Genomic DNA, 1,721 nt, shown 5'->3' with positions numbered 1-1,721 from the left:
CGTTTTTTCCGAGGGCTTCTTGAGCCAGAATGCGTCCGCGAATCTGATACTTTTAACCCTGACAAATCGTGACATCCTGGACGTTTAGTACGTCTGCGGAGTCAGATAAGCTGAGTACTACATCCCCGACACTGTCAAGGAAGGTGGTATCCCACATCGCCTTCAGGAAAATCCCGACGGCTCCATTGAAATCTCTATCGATCTCGTAACCACATTTTGGGCATTTAAAGTTCTTAGAGCTACCAAGTTTTCTATGAACATGCCCACACTTTGTGCAAGTCAATGAAGTATATTCTTCTGTTATTCTCACCAAATTGGAACCATACCGGTTACACAAATGTTCTAAAATCTGATAAAACTGATAGAACGCCCAGGTCATCATAGCCCTGGCTGTCTTGCTTTTTAACTTTCGCTTCTTCTTTACGACCATTTGCGAGGTCTCAAAGGTAGGAAGAATAATTACGTCGTAATTTCTGGCTAAATAGGAAGCTACTTGTTTGTGGATTTCAGTCCTTAGGTTTTTTATCTTAGTCCTAACTTTTTCCATAGCTATCTTCAATCGATAGCGTCGATGCTTGTTATAATGCCCTTTCAAACTATCATGTTTGCTCTTTAATTTATCTAGATAAGAGCAAAGTTTAGCTATTCTCTGAAAGTCATTAATCCCAAATTCTAAAAACTGGCCTCCGTCAAACCCAGTCATGAATGTCCTAACTCCAGGATCCAAAGCTATAACCTTTTGAGTGTGAGTAGGCTCAGTCTCAAACTCAACTGGAAAATGAGCAAACCACCTTCCTTTGTTATAAGTAAGCTCTGTAGACCCATCTGTCAATATGCAGTGATCGTGACCCTTAAACTCAGGCTTTGGTAAATGTTTGGTAGTAGATACCATCCATCTGCCAGCCTTGTAAGCTGTGGGATCAAACTGGATTGTTTGCTTCTGATTCCGCACACTACGAAATTTGGCTATTTTTAATCCAGCTTGTAGATTTGGTTTTCGTTTTTTGCCAAAGCCTATAAATAAGGGCTGTTTGGCTGTCTCTTTCCAGGCTGTATATGCCTCCATTGAAGCATTATCAAGTATTTTAGATACATTAAGATTTTTGCACCACTCAGGGATAAGTCCAGACTGTTTCAACCAAGTCCTAAAACCATGCTTCCCTCCCTTCTTACCTACCTTTGTGTACCCTTGGTTTTTGTTTAGCTGCTCAATCGATATGTTATATACTTTTCTAGCAGCGGAAACCCATTTCTTCCATATACTCTCAAGTTCTTTACTTGGATATACGCGGTAAGTCGTTGTCTTCAATGATTTTATTTTTGTACTTTCTGAGTCCGTACAACCTACAGCTGAAGACGTGGATGACCGCAAGAACATCTTCAACCATTTCTTGCTCTGGGCTGAGGTTCTTTTCGTCGAGAACCAGTATTTTAGTTTTGAATTTACAGCACAGCCATGAGATAAGATCGAACCCAAAGCGGCAAAGCCTATCTTTGTGGGCAACGACAATATACTTGCAAGTACCGCCGAGAACTCTGTCCAATAAGGATTGAAGACCTTTTCTTCTGAAGTTAAGCCCGCTCCCGATGTCTTTGATAATCTCTGCTTCTGGGTAACGAGACTTGAGAAACTGTACTTGTTGCTCAAGATCGGCTTTTTGAGAGCGGCTTGAAACTCTGGCATACAAAATGGTAGATCTTTCGTCTTTGCCAGTTTTTGA

Annotated in this window: 2 protein-coding genes; both read right to left on the bottom strand. The window is 41.1% G+C overall.

Annotated features, from left to right (window positions below; translation table 11 throughout):
* Positions 1-52: 52 nt before the first annotated feature.
* A complete protein-coding gene (locus F6K49_RS46185) occupies positions 53-1,378 on the bottom strand; it encodes a transposase (protein WP_293109142.1) in 1,326 nt (441 codons plus the stop codon).
* Positions 1,275-1,688, bottom strand: coding sequence for an IS607 family transposase (locus F6K49_RS46180; protein WP_293109145.1), 414 nt, complete (start codon positions 1,686-1,688; stop codon positions 1,275-1,277). The genes F6K49_RS46185 and F6K49_RS46180 overlap by 104 nt, the downstream gene beginning before the upstream one ends.
* Between the last annotated feature and the right edge of the window lie 33 nt (positions 1,689-1,721).

It is taken from the genome of Moorena sp. SIO3I6 (genome assembly GCF_010672095.1).
Note: the sequence above shows the minus strand (reverse complement) of the source record. Positions and strands in the feature narration are given on the sequence as shown.

Excerpts from the sequence above, each read along its gene's own strand:
- F6K49_RS46185 (WP_293109142.1), bottom strand. The coding sequence starts at position 1,378 with ATGTTCTTGCGGTCATCCACGTCTTCAGCTGTAGGTTGTACGGACTCA.